Here is an 18,946-nt window from a genome sequence, read left to right on the forward strand (position 1 = left end):
TGATTCGATTGACTTTTATTGAGAAACAAAAGTAACGAAAAAGCGAACGCTGTGGTGTAGTCGTTCGCTCAATTTATCGGTTAAAAGCGCATTAATCTACTTTTTTAAAGGTCATTATCGGCTTATTATTTCGAAGTAAAGTCAATTTGCCATCGCCTATCCTGTAGGTTAGTGGGGTGTTAAGCTCACGCAGGAGTTTACTTTCCAATTGGTTCACCGCATCCTGGCAAGCCATTTTTGTGGTCACTAACGGGCCAACTAAAATCTGCCGGGTGTCGGCCTTGAGGGGGCCACTGAGCCGGTTGCAACCGGTTGTGCCTGTTACCCGGTTTTCGGCCAGCGAAATCTCCAGGCGGGGCGTTTCGTTACGGGTGCCATTGGCGGTTATAGCTGTCCCCTGAAAATCGGTGAGTACCCAAATGTCGTTCAGTAAAGCAAGCTGCCGCAGGGATGAGCCGCAACCTGCGTAGTTTTTGCCCCGAAAGTTAACTTCCACCCGGTAATCGAATCGCTGGCCCGATAGTTTATTGACACAGCTATCGGGTCTGAACAAGATAGTTATACGGTCGGCTTCTACGCCGGTATTGTATCGAAAAGTCCCATCGGGATCGGTTTGGCGTTCGGGCGCGGTTGTCGTCAGGCTATCGCCGTCAAGGGCTTTAAATCGAAGAATGTTTTTCGACGGGTTAAGTGTCAGAGACCAGGCCGGGTCGTTACCCATAGCAATGACTTCGTCGCCTGCTTTCAGGTATTGGCTGTAATCTGTTATGATCTCCTGATTGGCGGGGGTAAGCATGGCGGCAAACTGTGTAGATGGACGGCGGCAGGCAGCGGTCAGGAGCAAGAGGCCAAGCAAAGCAGTACGCATGGTATTCTAATGGGAAAGTTCTGTTGATAAGACCAGCTGTGCGTCGAAAAGTTTAACCCGAGTACGGCAAGGGAACAATCCGGGCATAATTTAAACAGTCCTCTTCCGGAGAAGTTACCCCTTTTTGATAAACAACGATACGCTATGAAAAAAGGATGGTTGATTGCGCTGGGCCTATTACTAATTGGCTGTATTGGTGCCTATGTCTGGTACCGAAACGTAAAAGATGAACGGACAGCAGCAGGGAAGCCTTACGACGATACGCTGAAACCCCGACTGGAAATGACCCGCTTCGCCATTACCGACATCGGCGAAGAAACCATTTCTATGAATCTGTACATGCTCATTGATAATCCATTGCCCGTTGGTTTCAAATCACCCAGCCTGGATTACACCTTTTACATCGCCAACACGCCCGTAATGGTCGATGCCTATAAAAAGCCAATTGACGTAAAATCGGGCGATAGTACCCTGGTGGTGCTACCCGCCAAACTGGTCTATAAAAAGCTGACAAACGTACTGAAGACCCTCGACCGGAAAGATATCGACAGCACGAATTACAAGATGCGGGCAAAATTTGCGCTCGATATTCCTATCCTCGGCCAGAAGACATTTGAAACTACTGTCGATAAGCGGATGCCGACGTTTTATCTGCCTGAGGTTAAAATTAATGATATTGACTTTGGTAAGCTGGGGCTGAAACGCACCGACGTAGCCGCCAATGTGAGCATTACTAACAAAAACAGGATGCCATTCACCATCACGGACGCACACTATACAGTTTTTATCGATGGGAAAGAGATTGCCGACGGCGAGCAAAAAGAGCCGATTCTGATCAAAGCGCAGGCGACTACACCGGTTGTGTTTCCGGTAACGGCCCGGCCCGGTAAAACGCTGAGCGTACTACCCAAGATGCTGTTCGACAAAAAAGACACACCCTATCGGGTCAACTTTCGGTGTAAGCTTGTCGATAAGGAGAACAACTCGTCTTTTGGTAATAGTAAATTCGTCTCGACTGTAACCGGGACGCTGGATGATTTCAAGAAGCTGAAGAAGTGAAGGGTTATGACACAGAGATTCACATTATGACACAGAGATGCACGGAGCTAAAAAGAGATGCGCAGAGGTTTTTCTCGAATTTTGTGAACAGTTGAAGGCATATAAAAGGGCCTGGAGTCGTTTGACTCCAGGCCCTTTTATAGATATGGATAAACTACAATTGGGGTTGTTCCAGTACAACGCTTTCATCGACATGGCCTGCTTTACGGTTGCGCATCCAGAACCACAACAGCGTGAAGGCAACAATCAAAATGATCGGGAATGTCGTCATTCGGAGCAGGGTGGCCTGACCGGCGGCTAACTCCAGCGCATCGCCGGAAAGACCCGCAGCGGCTTTTTCAACACGGGAAGCATCAATCCATCCACCAATAATGGGTTGCCAGATAGAGGTAGAAAACATACCTACACCGCCCACAACCGACATGCCCAGGGCACCGCTTAATGGGATTCGTTCGGCCACAAAACCAATCATGGTTGGCCAGAAGTAGCATACACCAACGGCAAAGAATACAGCCGCTACGTAGGCCATAGCACCCGTTTGCGTGCTAAATAGATAGATGCCAATGGTAGCAAAAACAGCACCACCCAGCAATACACCCGTTTGGTCGAGCTTGTGAATGATCGGGCCACCAAAATACCGTCCAACGGCCATCAGACCCGTTACCAGTGCCAAAATCAGTAAAGGTTCAGCTCCACTCTTGCTCAGAATGAGGGTAGTCCACTGCTGAGGGCCAAATTCTGAAATAGCCGTTATCGCCATGCAGCAGAAAATGAAAATGTAGAGCGGGTTGATCATAGCTCTGAAGTTTTCGGAGAGCGACATGGCTCCTTCCACCTTTGCTTTGGGGAAAGCCTGGCCCCAGAACAGGAAAGCATAAGCTAGAGTTGGAATCATGATGATGCCAACTTGCGTCTGCCAGCTCATGCCCATTTTGGTCATAGCGAGCGAAATCAGGCTACCCACTACGATACCACCGGGGAACCACATATGGAAGCGGTTCAGCATCTTATTCATGGTTGTGCCCGTGTACATATCGGCAATCATAGGATTACAGGCGGCCTCTGTACAGCCATTTCCAATACCGATAAACAGCGTCGAGATGAGTAGGGTTGAGTAACCACCAGCGAAAATGGTTAGCAGAATGCCCAGCGTATGGCATACGAACGCTACGTTCATTATTATTTTTGGACCAACCGTATTGTAGACTAAACCGCCAACGATCATAGAAATGGGGAAGCCCAAAAACCACATGGAGTTGATAAAGCCTAACTGCTCGGCAGTAAGGCCAAACTCGGTGCCTAGCTGAGGCAGAATACCCGCCCGAATGCTAAACGAGAAAGCGGTCGTAATAAGCGCAAGGCAGCTGGCAAGAAAGAGCCGCGAGGGATTAACGGTTTGGTTCATTTTCGATAAAGGGATTTAGTGGTTAATAGGTTTAATTAAAAATTAAAAGGCACCGGGTAGAACAAACTCCCCGCTAACGAACCGTTTTTATTCAAATTTTCCGAAAAATAAGAGAAAACAGCTAATTTTCGGCCGTAAAAAAAAGGATTATGGTTTAATGTGTCCATTTTACGCTTTCGAGATTGCGTTGCAGCTGTTAAATATGTTTCCAGAATCAACAGTCCAAAAATCGAAAACGGCAATCTGTAGAATGCGTACAGTAAACCAACCTTCGTAGTTTACTTTTCCTAACCTGTTTACACTCAACTCAAATACCAATGCATAGAAAATTGCGAATGGGTATGGTTGGCGGAGGCCTCGATGCCTTCATTGGTGCCGTTCACCGCCGTGCTGCCGGTTTCGATGGCGAGATCGAGTTGGTCTGTGGCTGCTTTAGTTCATCGCCTGATAAATCAAAAGCAACCGGCCACGCCCTCTATTTGCCCGAAGATCGGGTTTACTCCTCATTTCAGGAGATGATTGAAAAGGAAAAAGCACTGCCGGAAGGGGAGCGAATGGATTTTTTATCTATCGTTACACCCAATCACATGCACTTCCCACCCGCCAAACTGGCGCTCGAAAATGGGTTCCATGTGATGTGCGACAAACCGATGACGCTGAATCTGGCGGAAGCCAAAGAACTGGCGGCAATTGTCGAAAAGTCGGGGCTGGTGTTTGGACTGACGCACAACTACACGGGCTACCCGATGGTGAAAGAAGCCCGCGACATGGTTCGGAATGGCAAACTGGGTAAAATTCGGAAAGTTGTCGTTGAATACCCGCAAGGCTGGCTCTCCAAAGACGAAGAACATAACGATTACAAACAGGCGATCTGGCGAACAGACCCGGCCCGGTCGGGAGCCGCCGGTTGTATGGGCGACATTGGCACCCACGCCGAAAACCTGGCTGAGTACGTCACCGGCTTGAAAATAGACGAACTCTGCGCCGACCTGACCGCCTTCGTTCCCGGTCGCCAGCTGGACGATGATGGCAATGTATTGCTACGGTTCGATAATGGAGCTAAAGGCGTTCTTCATGCCAGTCAGGTTGCCAATGGCGAAGAAAACTCGCTTAAAATTTACGTTTGGGGTGAACTGGGTGGTCTGGAATGGCACCAGATGGAACCCAATACCTTAAAATACAAAACGCAGGAAGGCCAGCGGATCATCCGCCCCAATGTGGGAACACTGTCGGCTTCAGCCTCGGCGCACTGGCGTCTGCCAGCTGGTCACCCCGAGGGATTCTTCGAAGCCTTTGCCAACCTGTACCGTAACTTCGCTTATGCGGTAAAAGCCCATATGGAAGGTCGGGAAGCAGATCCTCTTTACGATTTCCCAAAAGCAGCAGATGGTGTTCGCGGATTAGCCTTTATCGACACGGTCATCGCATCGAGCCAGGACGATTCCACCAAGTGGACTAAGTTTGTAGAATAAAACTATTCCACAGAGATTCGCAGAGATAACATAGAGATACACAAAGATTTTTTAATACATCCTCTGTGTATCTCCGTGCGTCTCTGTGCATCCGCTTCGGCGGTCCGATCTGTGGCATAACCTTTAACCCTAAATCAATGCAAAAAATTAACATCGGTGTCGTTGGCACTGGATTCATCGGGCCTGCGCACATCGAAGCCCTGCGTCGCCTTCCAAACACAAACGTCCTCGCGCTTTGCGAAGTGACCCCCGAACTGGCCCGTCAGAAAGCCGATCAGCTCGGGATTGAACGATCCTGCACGTTCGAGGAACTGCTGGCTATGGACGACATTAAGGTGGTACACATCTGTACCCCAAACTTCCTCCACTTCTCTCAGTCGAAAGCCGCCCTGCTGGCCGGTAAGCACGTTGTGTGTGAAAAGCCATTGGCGAAAGATCTTCACGAAGCCAAAGAACTCGTTGAGTTAGCGGCCCAAACGGGACTTGTCAATGCTGTGCATTTCAACCTGCGCTATTACCCGCTGGTTCGCCAGATGAAGGTGATGCGTGAGCAGGATACGCTGGGTGATGTGTATTCGGTGATGGGGTCGTATCTACAGGATTGGCTTTTCTACGACACGGATTACAACTGGCGTCTGGAACCCGATAAGTCCGGCGACTCCCGCGCCATTGCCGACATTGGCTCGCACCTGATGGACAGCCTTGAGTACATTACGGGTCTGAAAACGGTGGCCGTTATGGCCGATTTCAATACGGTGCATAAGGTTCGAAAAAAGCCGCTCAAGCCCGTTGAAACGTATTCCGGCAAGATGCTGCAACCCGAAGATTATGCCGATGTCCCCATCAATACCGAAGATCACGCTAACGTGTTGCTACGGTTCGACAATGGTAACCGGGGTGTCATTACGGTATCGCAGGTATCGGCGGGTCGCAAGAACCAGATGAAACTGGAAATTGCCGGTTCGAAGAAAACGTTTGCCTGGAATTCCGAAGCGCCCAACGAAATGTGGATCGGTAACCGCGACGGTGCCAACGAATCGTTCATGCGCGACCCCTCGCTGGTTCACCCCGAAGCACGGTCGGTGATCAGCTTCCCCGGCGGGCACAACGAAGGTTTCCCCGACACGTCAAAGCAGTTGTTCAAAGAAGTGTACGACGCTATTGCTGCCGGAAAACAACCTGAAAACCCAACCTACCCAACCTTCGCCGATGGCTACCGCGAGTTATTGATCTGCGAGAAAATCCTCGAATCCAACCGGAAGCAGGCGTGGGTGGAGATTTAATTTTGAATGAGCGAATACTTGAATGAGTGAATGATGGAAGCAAGGCCCGTTTTTTCGGTCAAAGAAGAGTTTGTGGAGGACTTCAAGCGTAGGACAAAAGAGTTTGTTTTACGAAGCGTTCGTGTGTTTCAAGCTCTGCCTAAAACTGAAGAAGCTCAAATTTTGGGTAGGCAGTTTCTGCGATCAGCATCATCTACCGGCGCTAATTATCGGGCCACTTGTCGGGCAAGAAGTAAGGATGAGTTCTATGCAAAACTGAGTATTACCATTGAAGAAGCTAATGAATCCCTATTTTGGATGGAAATATTGGCCGAGTCCAAAATCATCCCACTCAATCGCCTTGAAAGCTTAATGCAAGAGGCTACTGAAATTGTTAAAATACTTTCCAAGGCTCGAAAGAACACATAAACTAATGTTGAATGAGTGAATGATAGAATTAGTTAATGACACCAGGTTACTAATTCATTCCATCATTCACTCATTCACTCAGTCAAAATTGAAAATACATGAAAACAATGAAAGGCCCGGGCATTTTTCTTGCCCAATTTCTGGGCGATACTGCCCCATTTAACTCGCTTGAGACTATTGCCAAATACATGGCCGATCTGGGCTATAAAGGTATCCAGATTCCAACCTGGGACTCCCGTCTGATTGACCTCAAGCAGGCTTCTGAAAGCCTTACCTACTGCGATGAGCTGAAAGGAAAGCTGAAGGATATTGGCGTTGAGATCACTGAACTTGCCACTCACCTGCAGGGGCAACTGGTAGCTGTGCACCCGGCCTACGGGCCTATGTTCGATGGTTTCGGTCCGGCCGAACTGGCGGGCAAACCCAAAGAACAGCAGGCCTGGGCGGTCGATCAGTTGATTATGACGGCTAAGGCCAGTAAGAATCTGGGTCTGGTCGCCAGCCCTACTTTTTCGGGCGCGCTGCTTTGGCCATTCGTGTACCCCTGGCCACAACGCCCGGCGGGTCTGGTCGAAACGGGTTTCAAAGAACTCGCCGACCGCTGGTTACCGATTCTGAATGCCTATGACGAAGCCGGTGTCGACGTGGCGTATGAGCTTCACCCCGGCGAGGATCTGCACGATGGTATCACCTTCGAGATGTTTCTGGAAAAAGTGGGTAACCACCCCCGCGCCGGTATCAACTACGATCCAAGCCATTTTGTGTTGCAACAGCTTGACTACCTGCAGTTCATCGACTTCTACCACGACCGTATTTTTGCCTACCACGTGAAAGATGCCGAGTTTAACCCAACGGGTAAGCAGGGTGTCTACGGCGGATATCAGGGCTGGGTAGAACGGGCAGGACGCTTCCGTTCGCTGGGCGATGGTCAGGTTGACTTCGCCGGTATCTTCTCTAAACTGGCTCAGTACGACTACGACCGCTGGGCAGTGCTGGAGTGGGAGTGCGCCATCAAACACCCCGAACAGGGTGCCGCCGAAGGGGCTCCGTTTATCTCGGACCATATCATCCGCGTAACCGAACGCGCTTTCGATGATTTTGCGGGCACCGGTGCCGATGATGCTTTCAACAAGAAAGTGTTGGGGCTGTAGAGGTTGAGCAATTTGTGTATTTTGTGGTGTCGGGTTCTCAAACCCGACACTTTTTTATTTACGGAACCCCTATATTTACATCAAACAACCAACACGATGGCAGGTCAGGGTTCGGGTGGCAATGTGCTTGCTGCTCTTTGTAGCTTCTTCATTCCGGGTTTGGGCCAGCTATTGCAGGGACGTCTGCTGATGGCCATTCTACAATTTGTGCTGGCGGGTGCCCTCTGGTTTTTCCTGATGGGATGGATCATACACCTGTGGTCCATCATTGACGCGGCCCGGTTTAACCCGTCTAATTAGTTGCCGGGCGAGAACTCAATCTCAGTTACTGTCGCTTTGGGAATCGCTGCATCACCACTAAAAACGGCTTCTCTTTTTGTTCTTTCAGATAGCGTTCGTAGGCCGAATGGGTCATCAGGTCCATTTGGTATAAATAGCCTTCGGGCTGGCGGGCGTTCTTGTGCACGAAGCTGCCCGAAAACGAGGCTATGTCTGTAGGCTTGTATCTATCCAATACCTCATTCTTCACCCGCTTGTCGTCGATCCAGATGCCAAATAATTTGGGATTTTTCCAGTCCGAGAACTGAGCGTCGGTAGGTGTTCTTGGAGGGAAAGGTGCTATTAGAACAACGTTCTTCTTCTCCTTTTTAGATAGATCAGAAAACTTCCGTTGGGCACCAGATTTAGTCCTGACCAGCTTGTCTTTGTACAACTCCTGAAATTTATCTGAATCCACCGGAAGGGGGTCCTGTACTGGTTTGGTTTGCGCCTTCTGTGGGGTAGCTGAGGGGACTTGAGCAACTAATTTGGTGCTAAACGTAGCTACGAGTATCACAAGTAAACTCAATGCCAGCGTACCAACAATCAACACTCTGGCTCTGGATGTGCGTTTGGTCATCATAAGAAATCGTTGTTTGGTTGCGTGAAACGTTAGTTGACTGGTTAAAGAAACGGGTGTGCTGAGGGTTAGCTTGCTCAACAGCAAACGCTGATACCGAACAACGTGCTGATGCTGGTCAATAACCGCTGCATCGGCCAGAAACTCATGGTTGAGCCGGATGGCACGTTTGATCAGGAAAAGCAAGGGGTTGAACCAATAAAAGCAGAAGAGTAACTCCACAAAAAGAATATCGAAGGAGTGCTTTTGTCGGATGTGTGTCAGTTCATGCGTGAACAATTCTGGCTCAATGGCCTGCGACTCGTAGGCTGATTTGCCGACAAACAGGTAATGTAAAAAGGTATGAGGCAGGCCATTTTCAGGCAAAAGGATAAGGGTAGCGTCCTGGTACCTAACATTCCGGTGTTGGCTGATGAGTTGCGCTAGTGAGAAAAGATGTCGGCCAAACCGGATGAGCAGCATCAGCGTAATAAGCCAGTAAACAAGGCCAGCAACAGCTGAAAAGTCGAATGCAGGTTGAACCGGTGAAGTTTTCGGGTCAACTAGATCGGTTAGAATGCGGTCAGGCTGATAGTTAGGCTGCGGTTCAAAAACAGGAATCTGCTCAGATCGAATATTGATCGTCAGCAAGGGGATAACCAACGAAAATACGAGGCTGAACAACAGGTAAAACCGGTTGAACTGGTGTAGTTTTTCGTCTTCCAGCAGAAGCTTATAAAACCCAAACAGGATCAACAGGCAAAGGCCGGATTTAAGCATATAAAGTATCATGATTTTCGTTTTTGAATTTCCTGATCGATAATAGTCTTAAGTGCTTCCAATTCAGACGCTGATAAATGTGTTTCGGTGGTAAAGAATGAAGCAAACTGGGCGGCCGAATTATTGAAGAAATTCTTAATGAGCCCATTTACATGCGTGGAGAAATAATCGTTATGGGCAATCAGCGGATAATACTCTCTCGAATTCCCATACTCCCGATAGCTGACAAATCCTTTATCAATAACCCGTTTAAGTAATGTGGCCACTGTTGTAACAGCGGGTTTGGGATCGTCATAATCATCAAGCAAGTCTTTCATGAAGGCTTTCTCCCGCTTCCACAGGTGTTGCATCAGGGTTTCTTCGGCAGCAGATAGTTTCATTTCTATAAATATAGAGGCTGTTCTACAAATGTAGAGTAGAAAAAATTAAAGTCAAGTAATTGACTGATTTTTTTGATGTTGCGCGAATAACTTCAGACATCGTCTACAGTCCTATACTACTTTTGCGCAACCTTACCAGCTCCCATGCTCACCTTTCCAGTTACATCCTCCATTCTATCCAAAACTCATCTGGCTCAGTTTCTACAAAAATCGTACGGCCTGTTACCGACTACGACCTGTAAACTGTTAAAAGCCGGTGTTAATCATTCCTATCTGGTAACCGACGGTTCGACCAAAGCTATTTTCAGGCTCTACAGTCTGAACTGGCGGACCGAAGTTGAAATCAACGAAGAGCTTAAACTGCTGACCCTGCTCAACCAGAATGGTATTCCGGTATCGTATCCGCTGACTGATGTTCAGGGCAGGTATATTCAGACGCTGAATGCACCGGAAGGCACCCGATTTGGCGTTCTGTTTTCGTTTGCCCAAGGGGAGAAACTGCTCACTTTTTCGGCTGATCTGCACTACAAGCTGGGGCAGATCATGGCCCGTTTCCACCAGCTTACGCACAACCTTACACAAAACCGGGTAACGTACACACCACAGCGGTTGCTGGTCGATTCACTGGCTCAATTACCGCTGTTTCTATCGCCTGAAACGGATGAAATGAAATTTATGCTGGAAACACAGCAGTATCTTCTGCGTGAGTTTGCCGGGATCGACACTACGAAGACGAGAAGGGGGACGGTACACCTGGATATCTGGTTCGATAACCTGAATATTGATCGGGATGAACAGATTACCCTGTTCGATTTTGACTTCTGCGGCAACGGAATGCTCTGTCTGGATCTTGCCTATTACATTCTTCAAATTCACAGTACCGAAGCGGATGTGAATGAATTTCGCCAAAAGAAAGATAGTTTTCTGGCTGGTTATGAATCAATAACTGCGCTGAGTGATGAAGAAAAGAGGCTACTGCCAATGTTGGGGCTTAGTGTCTATTTCTTCTATCTGGGTGTTCAGATGCAGCGTTTTGATGACTGGTCAAATACGTTCCTGAACGAGTTGTATCTAACGCGCTTCATCAACCTACGGATCAAGCGTTGGGCCGATTTCAATGAATTAAACGCAAAGCGATAATATATAGCGGTGAGTAAGTGACAATCCGGAAAGAGAAGGCAACCTTTTTTTATAAGTTGCTGTGAAGCTAAAATGAAACGTATAAATATTCTTTCTAAACGTAAACGATAGTGATCTTATATTGAACTTAAATTTTATTGTATCTTTCCTTTTATTAGTCAAGCTATCGAAAAAACATCTCTTTGTTCAAAATGGTACGCTCAATAATCATGAAAAGTCATTCTTGGGCTTTGTGTGGTCTTCTTGTTATTCTGGAGATCATTACACCTCTTTCTGCGCAGGCACAACGTCCATTAATTGATAGTTTGAAAATAACGTTGCATCACAAACTGCCCGACACCACCCAGGTGAATACGTATTATGGTATTGCGAACGCCTTCTTCAAACAAAGTCAACTCGATTCGGCCAATTATTACTTAAAGCCTATGCTGGTGCTCTGTAAGCGCACAAATAATATCGTTGGTTTAGGCGATTATCATCTGCTTATTTCTACTATTCGTCTGCATCAGGGCCTGTTCGACGAGTCTTTACTAAATGCACAGTCGGCTATAAACTATTTTACCCGTAGCCATAAGCCCGGTTCGGTTGCCCGAGTTTACCATACAATGGGACTGCTCTATAAAACTATGGGCGAAAATCAGCGGGTGCGTACGCATCTCGAAAAAGGTATATTCTACATTCAGCAGGCCATCACCATTAATCAAAACATTAAGGCGAGTCGTAATCTGGCCGATAATTATGTGAATCTCGGCATCATTTACGAAGACCTGAACGAGTTTGAACGGGGTAGAGAATGCTTTCTGAAGGCAATAGCCATCAACGATGCTATCCATTCCAAGCCGGAGGCTTACCGGGTTATTTATAATAATCTGGGTAAAAACTCGTCCGTGCAGGGCCGGTATGAAGAAGCTATCGGGTATCTTAACAAAGCACTGGCCATCAATCTTGAACTGGACAGAACAACCAGCCTGGTACATAATTACCGAAACTTATCGACTGCTTATCAGGCATTGAAAAAATCTGACAAAGCTGAATTTTACGGTGAAAAAGCAATAAAGCTGGTCGAGCAGAGTAAAGATGCTCCTCTAACCCGGTCTGTGTACAAGATGATGTCGCAGATGTATGCCAGCAGGGGCAAATATGATAAAGCCTACCATTATGCCGTACAGCATAAACGAATTGAAGATTCGCTGATGAATCTCGACAAGACTCGTACGGTGGCGCGTCTGGAAGGGCAGTTTGTGGTACAAAAAGCAAATGAACTGGCTACTATTCAGGCTAATCTGGCTCTGGCAAAAACCAAAGAAATTGCCCGGATTGAATCGGTCAAGGCTAAAGAAATAGCGGCCATTCAAGCAGAAGAAAGTCGTAGAATCGCTCAGATTCAGGCGGCCGCTGATGTTGAAAAAACGCGGGCCATTGCTGAAGTTCAGACTAAATACGAGACGCAAAGGCGAATCAATCAGATTGCGGCACTTGATCAGCAAAACCATCAGGCTAGCCAACAAATGCATTATATGGCCGGCGGACTGGGTTTACTGGTGCTGTTGCTTAGCATTTCGATTGGTCAGTACTGGGCGCTTCGTCGGGCTAACGTACGCCTGTCTGCTCAGAACGAAATCATTACCAATAACAGTTACCAGCTCATTAGTCAGTCCGATCAGCTGCGTACGCTGATGAAAGAATTACACCACCGTGTGAAAAATAACTTAGCTATTGTATCGAGTTTGCTTACCCTACAGGCCAATGGACTAACCGATGAAAAAGCCGTTCAGGCGCTGCGAAAAGGACAGCAGCGAGTGCAGGCTATGTCCTTGATACACCAGCGATTATACCAGTCAGATCGGGTAACTATTGTGAACATACGGGAGTACCTAACGGATCTGGCCGAGAGCCTGATGCAGGCGTATGGGTATGAATCGTCAAACTTCGACTTACAGGTAGATGTTGTTCTAGAGGAACTGGACGTTGATGTAGCGATGCCTTTGGGGTTAATTGTCAACGAGTTGATTACGAACTCGTTTAAATATGCCTTTATCCATCAGGAACGCCCTTTGTTACGGATTAAACTCGATTATGCCGATGGCTCTTTACAACCGGGCATTACCCTGGAGGTGCAGGACAACGGCCCCGGTATAAAAGCGGATGACTGGCAGAAATCGGCTAGCCGAAAATCATTTGGTCGACGCCTGGTCACCTCACTTACCGAACAACTGGAAGGCAACTTTGAGCTTCTATCCCAGAACGGAACTCTATTCCGATTACACATACCGCAGACCCGGCTGGCAGCCTGACAGGGATTGTTCAGCGCCAGGGAAATGCCGGAAAACCTAACTGCTACTCCTTTTGTAGATGCGGACAAAAAGGCTTCGCTTCTTTTTAACAACAAATGACAATATGAGTTATTTGTCTAGTGTTATGTTCCTGGAATGACTGAATGCTGACAACCGGGTTTGAGTCTGTCGAAACGCTGCTGTTAGACGTGTGAGCGGATCCATGTTTTTGTCTTATAACGGGTTAGCAGACGAGGATTCGGGGAATTGTTTTTATATTAAGGGATGAATGCTTACATCCACTCCAAATTTTAGAAAGTTGTAAAACGCCACCTTTAATGATTAGTGACGAGCGCATACATATTCTACTGGTTGAAGATGAAGGTATTTTAGCTATGGAGTTGAGTGACAGTCTGGAAGCAGACGGCTATTTCATAGTGGGTATTGCGAATAATGGCCGTAAAGCACTTGACTTATACCAGCGACAGCGAGTTGATTTACTCCTCTGTGACATTACCATAAAAGGTGATTGGGACGGCATTGAAACGGTTCGGCGGTTGACTGCCGAACGCCCTATTCCAGTCATTTACCTGACTGCCCTCACGGACCGCGAAACCCTGGAGAGAGCCAAGCAGACCTATCCGGCGGCCTATGTGAATAAACCGTATCAACTGGCAAGCCTGAGAACCGCTATTGAATTGGCCATTCATAATTTTAATCAGCGAAGCAAACCCGTTTCTGCGGCCGTAACTCCGCTCGAAAAAGGTACGCGCGACCGGGAAACAATCCTGCAAATCAACGACCATTTATTTGTAAAGCAGAACTACCAGTTTGTTAAAATCAACGTGGACGACTTACTGTATCTGGAGGCCGATAACGTTTATACAACACTGGTTACGAGTAATCGGAAGTACGTAATTCGTTTGACATTAAGCGGAATTCTGGAACGAATGAATTTACCGTCTTTGGTGCGCATCCACCGATCCTACGCAGTTAATATTCATAAAGTAGACTCTTTCAATGATACAGAGCTGAGTATCGGTACGCAGTTGTTGCCATTGAGCAGAAGCTACAAGGAAGATTTCTTACAGAGATTCAATCATTACTGATGGATGAAACAGGAGGTAAGGTCTGGGTAGCCACCAGATTCTAATTGACGATAAGCCAAACTTACTCACATGCAAAATGTGGGTTTCCGCATACCATTTTTGGGTACTTACAACTATTCTGGAGCACTGCAGGAGAAGTTTTGTATCTTCATGATGTCATTAATTTACCTTCCTCCTGCCGAACTGGGTTTTACCCGGTTCGGTACCAGCCAAAAATGCCTGTTGCAGGCGCTCATTTTTGTAAATCAAGACCCTTAGCCTTTGTAAAAAAGCTAAGGGTTTTTTATTGATGTTTATAGCGATCAGTAATAGTCTGCCGAACTGTACCAAGACAATAAAAAATTGTAAATTAGACGCTCTTTATTTGGCAGTTATCATAACCGAATTTAGTCAATGTAGCTATTGGAAAAGCTGTGTAGAGGATACAGTTGCCTGTTGATTTGGCTTGCCGTGTTTCTGTCCGGAATAGCAACGGCACAAAATCTTATTCCCAATGGGAGCTTTGAAACCTACCGTAATTGCCCTTGGCAGGATAACCTGCTGGCCGAAGCTACACCCTGGTATAACCCGAACCGCGCCACTCCCGATTTTTACCATACCTGTTTTCAGACGGGCCAAATGTTGTTGCCGCCCCGGTCCGGTCAGGGAGCAGGGCGATTGTTTTTTGACCAGGGATGGGCAGAATACCTGGGAGTACGCCTTACGAAGCCACTGAACGCCAATGAGTGTTATTACTTCGAGATGTATGTGGTTACAGATACACCAACTAAATACCAGACTGAAACGCTCGGTGCTTACTTTTCGGCTGACCCGGTTACCAACCCGGCCTCAACGGATCGACTGGTTGTGCAGCCGCAAATTCTGGACAACGCCCCCCAGTCCAGTATTACCAGGCTACAGTGGCAGCGCATAGCCGGTTTCCTGACTGCCAAAGGTGGCGAGCAATATGTTACCATTGGCAGTTTTACCAAAACACCCCAGTTTCTTGGGTTTTATTATCTGTTCGTCGACGATATTTCGCTGGTTCCCATTAAGCTTGACCTGGGTAATGATTCCACGCTATGTGGTCGGAAAAGTACCCTTCTGCTCGATGCCACTACGCCGGGCGCTTCCTATTATCGCTGGAATGACGGTAGTACAAAACCTACACTGCTCGTTACCAGACCGGGTAAATACTCCGTAACCGCTGTAACAAATTGCAAAACCCTTCAGGATAGTATTACCGTTAACTACGCGCTGGATTTTGACCTGGGAGCCGATACAACCATTTGTAATGGACAGACGCTTACCCTGAATGTTCCAACAGCAGCCGGAGCAACGTATCGCTGGCAGGATGGTTCCCGGCAAAATACGCTTACCGTTCGGGCGGAGGGGCGGTACGACATTCAGGTTACGCAGGCCGGTTGCGTGGCGACTGATAGTATTTATGTGCGGTACATCAGGCCTCCCCAACTGGATCTGGGGCCGGATCAGTCCTTGTGCGGGGCGCAGCTGTTCACCATAAAACCAACCCTAGCCGAAGGGAAGTTTTCCTGGCTGGATCAGGTGCCGGGTATCGAACGAACGGTAAGTAGTTCCGGGGTATACAGGGCCAGTGTTCAGAATGATTGTGCTACAGCACTGGATTCTGTTTACATCGATTACGAAGCCTGTGATTGTATACTATATGCGCCGAATAGCTTCACCCCGAATGGAGATGGTCAGAATGATCAATTCCTGGCTTACGGCTGTGGCGATATTACCATTACATCACTGGCTATATTCAACCGCTGGGGTGAAATTGTTTTTCAGACGGCTACAGAACCGTTTCAGTGGAATGGATACTATCGGGGCAAAGCTTGTGAAACCGGAGTTTACGCCTGGAGTATAACGTATAAACTCAATCAACGGGGAAAGATAAAGCCCGGTCAACAGCAGGGATCACTTAGCCTGATTCGCTAATTGCATAGTGAATATTAACAATACTACGTATTTTGCCGGATAGAAAGGCCATGTGCCGCCAATGAGGTTGTATCTGAAAAACCTTTCTATGGGCTCAAATGGCTTGGCTTATTCTTATTCTGGCTGGTTTGTTTGAAGTTGGTTTTACAACCTGCCTCAAGCTGTCAGATAACTTCCGGCATCCTGGCTGGGCAACTGGCTTTTTGATCTGTGCCATAGCCAGCTTTTATTGTCTTAACAAAGCCGCACAGAGTATTCCGTTGGGTACTGCGTATGCCGTTTGGACTGGTATTGGAGCCGCCGGTACAGTTGTAGTCGGTATGGTATTTTTTCGTGAGCCAAACGATTTCTGGCGGTTATTTTTCATTACGCTTTTGATCGGTTCAGTGGTTGGATTAAAGGCGGTGTCAGCCAATTAAGGCTTGATAGATTAAGGGTATTGAAGGGCTCTTTAAAAAAGCTTGACCAGTTTGGCCAGACCAGCCGAGATAAGTAGCATAACGGCTACAAAGCCTAACCCATACACCAGCCCAAAGGCTTCGGCAACGAAGCCGATGATGGGCGGACCGGCCAAAAAACCAATAAAGCTAAACGTAGCAAATGTAGCCAGTCCAGCAGCGGGTGGAATTCCCTCAACCCGCATGGAGGCCGCGTACAGCACCGGTGCGCCCAACGAGCAGCCTGCTCCCAGCACGGCAAAGCCAATAAGCGCCGTTGCCGGGAAGGGAAGCGCAATGGCAAACAAGAGGCCTACTGCCCCAATGACTCCCCCGATCTGTAACCAGCGTTTTGCTCCAATTTTGGGGATAATCGCATCGCCCAGAAAACGGAAACCTGTCATCGTAAGCGAGAACGCGCCAAAACCCAGCGCAGCAATCTGGCTGCTGGCACCCAGGGTTTCGCGCAAATAAACGGCACTCCAGTCAAAAGCGGCACCTTCGCCCATGGCTAAGGACAAACCAATCAAAATCATCAGTAATAAGTCCACATTAGGCCGGACGAATGACGAACCGGCTTTCTCGCCCGTTTCAGTACGGCTGCTCGACGGGATTTTTGCCAGAATTGGTTGCAGGATAAACGTCATTATCAGTATTAAACCCGCCATAACAGCAATATGCACCGGTGGCGAAACATGCAGGGCAATAACGGCCCCTGCAATACCGGAGCCAAATAATCCACCCAGACTCCACATGCCGTGGCACGACGACATGATGACGATACCCCGTGCCCGTTCCAGGTTGGTAGCGGTGGTATTCATGGCTACGTTGATGAGGGCGGCATTCAACCCCATCAGGAATAAACCGAGGCAAAGCACAATTGGATTGGGAGCGTTAAGCGGAATGCAAACGGCTAATGTTAAGCCCACCGCCGACCAGAAGCAGGATCGCGCTTCGCCCAGCCGGGCAATGATCCAGCCTGTTAATGGGTTCATAACCAGCAGACCAATTGGCATGGCAAACAGCGTCAGTCCCAGTTCGGCGTCGGAAAGATGCAGCTTCGCTTTGACAAATGGAATGTGGGAAACCCAACTGCCAAACAAAATACTATCGGAAGCAAAGACCAGTCCAACGGCGAGTGCCTGCCGGTTCAGGAAGAACGTCAGCAGGTTTTGAATGAATAAATTTCGATTTGGTTTGTTGAGCGATGCTGTTGTATTCATATTACAAAAATAGCCGGTTTAGCCCGGCTATTTTCAACAATCTATTATCTATTACTGAGGCTCTATTGAGCCCAAGAAGCCACCAATTAGTTGTTCATGGTTAACGACGTATTGTTTTTAAGGTGTCCGGCCATGGCTTTCCGGAGTTTCTCAACTTTGGGCAAAGAGACCCGCTGAATGTAGGGCTGGTCGGGATGCAGTGCAAAATAATTCTGATGGTAGTTTTCTGCCGGGTAGAACACCGTGATAGGTGTCACCTCTGTAACAACCGGATTGGCGTAGTGCTTCGATTCGTTGGTTCGCTTGATGGCTGCCAGAATCTCGGCTTTTTCGGCGGGTGTCCGGTAAAACGCTACGGATCGGTAATCACGACCAACATCAGGTCCCTGGCGGTTCAGCGTCGTGGGGTCATGACCGGCAAAGAAAGCGTCGAGTAGTTGCGAGTAGCTGATCACCTTCGGATCGTAATAAACCTGAACGGATTCGGCATGGCCGGTCATATCAGTGCCTACCTGCTCGTAGGTGGGATTCTTGACCGTTCCACCGGCATACCCGGAAATAACTTCCCGAACTCCTTTGAGCTGGTTCATGCCTTCATCCAGAGCCCAGAAACAGCCCCCTGCAAAGGTGGCGACCGCTTCGCCCTCTTTCAACGTCGGGAGTTTAGCGGGCGCGTAGTCTTTTGATTGGCCCTGAGCACAACCTGCCAGCAGGAGCAGGCTGAGTGCCAGTAAGTGAATTCCTTTCATGTTGTTTAGTGAAGTATTTAGTTACTGTATAAACGATTGAAAATGAGTTCCGGTTTCTTTTTGCCACAGAGATGCACCGAGAAGACACTGAGATACACAGAGTTTTTATAATTTATTCTTTGTGTATCTCTGTGTCTTCTCGTGCATCTCTGTGGCAAAACATATACATCAGCAAGAAAGCCGATAAAGTCATGACGACCCTATCGGCTTTCTTGCATACGTCACTTGTCCGTTAAACGCCGGGATAGCCAGGGTTCTGAGTTTTCAGATTGGGGTTGTTCAACAACTCCTGCTTGGGAATAGGCAGCAGCAGGTGTTTCTCCTGGAGAGCCTGATTCGAACTCAGGTTCACATGGCCCACAAAGTTGTCGAAGCCGTTGGTCTTCTCGTT

18 protein-coding genes are annotated in these 18,946 nt (G+C 47.9%); 11 read left to right on the plus strand and 7 right to left on the minus strand.

What is annotated here, in order from left to right; genetic code table 11:
• Positions 1 to 91: 91 nt before the first annotated feature.
• Positions 92 to 868 (minus strand): META domain-containing protein, encoded by a 777-nt coding sequence (locus CRO74_RS21245; RefSeq protein WP_097128597.1) that lies wholly within the window; start codon positions 866 to 868, stop codon positions 92 to 94.
• A gap of 144 nt (positions 869 to 1,012) precedes the next feature.
• On the opposite strand from CRO74_RS21245, the gene CRO74_RS21250 reads away from it, so the two are divergent.
• Positions 1,013 to 1,927, plus strand: coding sequence for an LEA/WHy family protein (locus CRO74_RS21250; protein ID WP_097128599.1), 915 nt, complete (start codon positions 1,013 to 1,015; stop codon positions 1,925 to 1,927).
• A gap of 154 nt (positions 1,928 to 2,081) precedes the next feature.
• Here CRO74_RS21250 and CRO74_RS21255 read toward each other — a convergent pair whose 3' ends face one another.
• Positions 2,082 to 3,332, minus strand: a complete 1,251-nt coding sequence (locus tag CRO74_RS21255; protein WP_097128601.1) for an MFS transporter — start codon at positions 3,330 to 3,332, stop codon at positions 2,082 to 2,084.
• A gap of 335 nt (positions 3,333 to 3,667) precedes the next feature.
• Between CRO74_RS21255 and CRO74_RS21265 the strand changes: the two genes are divergently transcribed.
• The 5 genes from CRO74_RS21265 to CRO74_RS21285 all read left to right on the plus strand — a co-directional run bounded on the left by CRO74_RS21265 (position 3,668) and on the right by CRO74_RS21285 (position 7,946).
• Positions 3,668 to 4,804 (plus strand): Gfo/Idh/MocA family protein, encoded by a 1,137-nt coding sequence (locus CRO74_RS21265; RefSeq protein WP_097128605.1) that lies wholly within the window; start codon positions 3,668 to 3,670, stop codon positions 4,802 to 4,804.
• Positions 4,805 to 4,941: 137 nt separating this feature from the next.
• Complete coding sequence (locus tag CRO74_RS21270) at positions 4,942 to 6,087, plus strand: Gfo/Idh/MocA family protein (protein ID WP_097128607.1); 1,146 nt, start codon at positions 4,942 to 4,944, stop codon at positions 6,085 to 6,087.
• A gap of 30 nt (positions 6,088 to 6,117) precedes the next feature.
• The gene (locus CRO74_RS21275; RefSeq protein WP_245877931.1) at positions 6,118 to 6,495 is read left to right on the plus strand and encodes a four helix bundle protein; all 378 of its coding nucleotides are present in this window, start codon (positions 6,118 to 6,120) and stop codon (positions 6,493 to 6,495) included.
• A gap of 98 nt (positions 6,496 to 6,593) precedes the next feature.
• Positions 6,594 to 7,646, plus strand: coding sequence for a sugar phosphate isomerase/epimerase family protein (locus CRO74_RS21280; RefSeq protein ID WP_097128609.1), 1,053 nt, complete (start codon positions 6,594 to 6,596; stop codon positions 7,644 to 7,646).
• A gap of 96 nt (positions 7,647 to 7,742) precedes the next feature.
• On the plus strand, positions 7,743 to 7,946 hold the full coding sequence (locus tag CRO74_RS21285) for a hypothetical protein (RefSeq protein ID WP_097128610.1): 204 nt from the start codon (positions 7,743 to 7,745) through the stop codon (positions 7,944 to 7,946).
• Between the two features lie 25 nt (positions 7,947 to 7,971).
• Here CRO74_RS21285 and CRO74_RS21290 read toward each other — a convergent pair whose 3' ends face one another.
• Together CRO74_RS21290 and CRO74_RS21295 are read right to left on the minus strand one after the other, a co-directional pair.
• On the minus strand, positions 7,972 to 9,315 hold the full coding sequence (locus tag CRO74_RS21290; protein WP_097128611.1) for a M56 family metallopeptidase: 1,344 nt from the start codon (positions 9,313 to 9,315) through the stop codon (positions 7,972 to 7,974).
• Entirely contained in the window at positions 9,312 to 9,683 is a 372-nt protein-coding gene (locus CRO74_RS21295; protein ID WP_097128613.1) for a BlaI/MecI/CopY family transcriptional regulator, read from the minus strand. The genes CRO74_RS21290 and CRO74_RS21295 overlap by 4 nt, the downstream gene beginning before the upstream one ends.
• 144 nt (positions 9,684 to 9,827) lie before the next feature.
• Between CRO74_RS21295 and CRO74_RS21300 the strand changes: the two genes are divergently transcribed.
• The 5 genes from CRO74_RS21300 to CRO74_RS21325 all read left to right on the plus strand — a co-directional run bounded on the left by CRO74_RS21300 (position 9,828) and on the right by CRO74_RS21325 (position 16,565).
• Positions 9,828 to 10,823 (plus strand): phosphotransferase enzyme family protein, encoded by a 996-nt coding sequence (locus tag CRO74_RS21300; protein ID WP_097128614.1) that lies wholly within the window; start codon positions 9,828 to 9,830, stop codon positions 10,821 to 10,823.
• Positions 10,824 to 11,032: 209 nt separating this feature from the next.
• Positions 11,033 to 13,117: a sensor histidine kinase gene (locus CRO74_RS21305; RefSeq protein WP_097128616.1), complete on the plus strand. Its 2,085-nt coding sequence runs from the start codon at positions 11,033 to 11,035 to the stop codon at positions 13,115 to 13,117.
• 317 nt (positions 13,118 to 13,434) lie between these two features.
• Positions 13,435 to 14,205: a LytR/AlgR family response regulator transcription factor gene (locus tag CRO74_RS21310; protein ID WP_097128618.1), complete on the plus strand. Its 771-nt coding sequence runs from the start codon at positions 13,435 to 13,437 to the stop codon at positions 14,203 to 14,205.
• Between the two features lie 435 nt (positions 14,206 to 14,640).
• On the plus strand, positions 14,641 to 16,146 hold the full coding sequence (locus CRO74_RS21320) for a T9SS type B sorting domain-containing protein (protein ID WP_245877932.1): 1,506 nt from the start codon (positions 14,641 to 14,643) through the stop codon (positions 16,144 to 16,146).
• Positions 16,147 to 16,244: 98 nt separating this feature from the next.
• Complete coding sequence (locus CRO74_RS21325; protein ID WP_097128621.1) at positions 16,245 to 16,565, plus strand: DMT family transporter; 321 nt, start codon at positions 16,245 to 16,247, stop codon at positions 16,563 to 16,565.
• A gap of 32 nt (positions 16,566 to 16,597) precedes the next feature.
• Here CRO74_RS21325 and CRO74_RS21330 read toward each other — a convergent pair whose 3' ends face one another.
• The 3 genes from CRO74_RS21330 to CRO74_RS21340 all read right to left on the minus strand — a co-directional run.
• Positions 16,598 to 17,806, minus strand: coding sequence for an MFS transporter (locus CRO74_RS21330; RefSeq protein ID WP_097128623.1), 1,209 nt, complete (start codon positions 17,804 to 17,806; stop codon positions 16,598 to 16,600).
• A gap of 86 nt (positions 17,807 to 17,892) precedes the next feature.
• Complete coding sequence (gene msrA, locus CRO74_RS21335) at positions 17,893 to 18,555, minus strand: peptide-methionine (S)-S-oxide reductase MsrA (RefSeq protein WP_097128624.1); 663 nt, start codon at positions 18,553 to 18,555, stop codon at positions 17,893 to 17,895.
• A gap of 232 nt (positions 18,556 to 18,787) precedes the next feature.
• Positions 18,788 to 18,946: RagB/SusD family nutrient uptake outer membrane protein (locus CRO74_RS21340; protein ID WP_144035957.1), on the minus strand; the 159-nt coding region annotated here is incomplete at its 5' end.

This window comes from Spirosoma fluviale (assembly GCF_900230225.1).
In the GTDB taxonomy this organism is placed as follows: Bacteria; Bacteroidota; Bacteroidia; order Cytophagales; family Spirosomataceae; genus Spirosoma; species Spirosoma fluviale.

What these genes read in the sequence shown, in the direction of transcription:
- CRO74_RS21245 (WP_097128597.1), bottom strand. Translation starts at nt 868, where the DNA reads ATGCGTACTGCTTTGCTTGGCCTCTTGCTCCTGACCGCTGCCTGCCGC.
- CRO74_RS21250 (WP_097128599.1), top strand. Translation starts at nt 1,013, where the DNA reads ATGAAAAAAGGATGGTTGATTGCGCTGGGCCTATTACTAATTGGCTGT.
- CRO74_RS21255 (WP_097128601.1), bottom strand. Translation starts at nt 3,332, where the DNA reads ATGAACCAAACCGTTAATCCCTCGCGGCTCTTTCTTGCCAGCTGCCTT.
- CRO74_RS21265 (WP_097128605.1), top strand. Translation starts at nt 3,668, where the DNA reads ATGGGTATGGTTGGCGGAGGCCTCGATGCCTTCATTGGTGCCGTTCAC.
- CRO74_RS21270 (WP_097128607.1), top strand. Translation starts at nt 4,942, where the DNA reads ATGCAAAAAATTAACATCGGTGTCGTTGGCACTGGATTCATCGGGCCT.
- CRO74_RS21275 (WP_245877931.1), top strand. Translation starts at nt 6,118, where the DNA reads ATGATGGAAGCAAGGCCCGTTTTTTCGGTCAAAGAAGAGTTTGTGGAG.
- CRO74_RS21280 (WP_097128609.1), top strand. Translation starts at nt 6,594, where the DNA reads ATGAAAACAATGAAAGGCCCGGGCATTTTTCTTGCCCAATTTCTGGGC.
- CRO74_RS21285 (WP_097128610.1), top strand. Translation starts at nt 7,743, where the DNA reads ATGGCAGGTCAGGGTTCGGGTGGCAATGTGCTTGCTGCTCTTTGTAGC.
- CRO74_RS21290 (WP_097128611.1), bottom strand. Translation starts at nt 9,315, where the DNA reads ATGATACTTTATATGCTTAAATCCGGCCTTTGCCTGTTGATCCTGTTT.
- CRO74_RS21295 (WP_097128613.1), bottom strand. Translation starts at nt 9,683, where the DNA reads ATGAAACTATCTGCTGCCGAAGAAACCCTGATGCAACACCTGTGGAAG.
- CRO74_RS21300 (WP_097128614.1), top strand. Translation starts at nt 9,828, where the DNA reads ATGCTCACCTTTCCAGTTACATCCTCCATTCTATCCAAAACTCATCTG.
- CRO74_RS21305 (WP_097128616.1), top strand. Translation starts at nt 11,033, where the DNA reads ATGAAAAGTCATTCTTGGGCTTTGTGTGGTCTTCTTGTTATTCTGGAG.
- CRO74_RS21310 (WP_097128618.1), top strand. Translation starts at nt 13,435, where the DNA reads ATGATTAGTGACGAGCGCATACATATTCTACTGGTTGAAGATGAAGGT.
- CRO74_RS21325 (WP_097128621.1), top strand. Translation starts at nt 16,245, where the DNA reads ATGGCTTGGCTTATTCTTATTCTGGCTGGTTTGTTTGAAGTTGGTTTT.
- CRO74_RS21330 (WP_097128623.1), bottom strand. Translation starts at nt 17,806, where the DNA reads ATGAATACAACAGCATCGCTCAACAAACCAAATCGAAATTTATTCATT.
- msrA (WP_097128624.1), bottom strand. Translation starts at nt 18,555, where the DNA reads ATGAAAGGAATTCACTTACTGGCACTCAGCCTGCTCCTGCTGGCAGGT.